The organism is Kitasatospora sp. NPDC001119 (assembly GCF_053598475.1).
In genome coordinates this window covers 1-1,457 of sequence record NZ_JBSFKI010000002.1, presented here as the reverse complement: position 1 = coordinate 1,457, position 1,457 = coordinate 1, and the positions used below count along the sequence as shown (strand labels likewise).

At 75.7% G+C, this 1,457-nt stretch carries 1 protein-coding gene and 2 pseudogenes; 2 read left to right on the top strand and 1 reads right to left on the bottom strand.

Annotated elements, in window-relative coordinates; all coding sequences use genetic code 11:
• Positions 1–287 (top strand): annotated as a pseudogene (locus tag ACWDD9_RS02315) (DEAD/DEAH box helicase); the annotation flags it as partial.
• Positions 288–510: 223 nt separating this feature from the next.
• On the top strand, positions 511–1,350 hold the full coding sequence (locus ACWDD9_RS02310) for a TIGR02452 family protein (RefSeq protein WP_049660839.1): 840 nt from the start codon (positions 511–513) through the stop codon (positions 1,348–1,350).
• Positions 1,351–1,357: 7 nt separating this feature from the next.
• On the opposite strand, the pseudogene ACWDD9_RS02305 reads toward ACWDD9_RS02310, so the two are convergent.
• A pseudogene (locus tag ACWDD9_RS02305) lies at positions 1,358–1,457 on the bottom strand (IS481 family transposase); the annotation flags it as partial.

Genomic DNA, 1,457 nt, shown 5'->3' with positions numbered 1-1,457 from the left:
GTGACGACCGCGGCGGCCGTTCGGGTGGCTTCGGCGGCGGCGACCGTCCGGCCCGCTCCTTCGGCGACCGTCCGTCCTTCGGCCGGGACCGTGACGAGCGCGGCGGCAGCAGCCGTCCGTTCTCGCGCCGCGACGACCACCGCTCCGGTGGCCGTCCGCAGTCCGACCGCGGTGGCTTCAACCGTGACCGTGGCGGCTTCGGCGGTGGCCGTGACCGTGACGACCGCGGCGGCCGTTCGGGTGGCTTCGGTGGCGGCGACGACCGCAAGCCGCGCTGGAAGAACTGACGCCGCACCGGCGGTGACCGACCGCCGGCCGGGCTGAACGTGCGGCCGGGCCGACCACATGGCCGGGCCGACCGCGTGAAACGCACGAAGGGCCCGCTCCTCCCCGGAGCGGGCCCTTCGCGTTTCCCCCCACGCGGACACCCCGCCATCCCCCCGGGGTGTTGTTCTGGAAGTGAGAATAACCTGTGGCGCACGGGCGCGGTAGTCCCGTAGCGTCGCGGCCATGAGCAGCAGACTGCACGACGTGGCACGGGTGAACGAGGAGATCGCCGAGCGCGGGAGCTACCGGACGGCCGGGGGCGAACTCGTGCGGGTGGGGGAGGAGTTGGCGGCGGCGAAGGCTGGCACGGTGTCGTACGCGCCGGAGCGGCTGGACGCGCTGCTGGCGGAGGGCGGCCGCGGGCCGGGGCCGGCGGCCGGGCGGATCGAGGTCACGGCCGAGGGGAGCGTCCAGGCCGCCCGCCGGCTGGTCGACGCCGGGGCGGGGCCGGTCGGGGTGCTGAACTTCGCCTCCGCGCGCAACCCCGGCGGCGGCTACCTGCGCGGCGCCCGCGCCCAGGAGGAGGACCTGTGCCGCAGCGCGCTGCTGTACAGCTGCCTGCTGGAGGCGCCGGACTACTACGAGGCGCACCGGGCCTCCACCGACCTCCGGTACAGCCACCGGGTGATCGTCTCGCCGGCGGTGCCGGTGATCCGGGACGGGCGCGGCGAGCTGCTGGCGCGGCCGTACCCGGTCTCCTTCCTGACCTCGCCCGCGCCCAACGCCGGTCAGCTGGAACGGCGTTCACCCGGTACGGACGTCCGCGGCGTGCTCGCCGAGCGGGCCGTGCGGGTGCTCGCCGCGGCCGCCCGGCACGAGCTGCGCACGCTGGTGCTCGGCGCCTGGGGCTGCGGGGTGTTCGGCAACGACCCGGCGCAGGTCGCCGAGGCCTTCGAGGGGGCGCTGGCCCGGTACGGGGCGGCCTTCGACCGGGTGGTGTTCGCGGTCTGGGACCGCGCGCCGGTCTCGGCGAACCGGGCCGCCTTCGAGGCCCGGTTCGGTGCGGAGCGCGCGGTCCGGTGAGGGCCGGCTAGCTGTTCTGACCCGTGAGGTTGGGGACGCGGCTGGCGGGTGGTTTGCCTGCGAGTGCGGTGTGTCCGCGGTGGTGATTGTAGGTGTGGAGCCAGTCG

What these genes read in the sequence shown, in the direction of transcription:
- ACWDD9_RS02310 (WP_049660839.1), top strand. Translation starts at nt 511, where the DNA reads ATGAGCAGCAGACTGCACGACGTGGCACGGGTGAACGAGGAGATCGCC.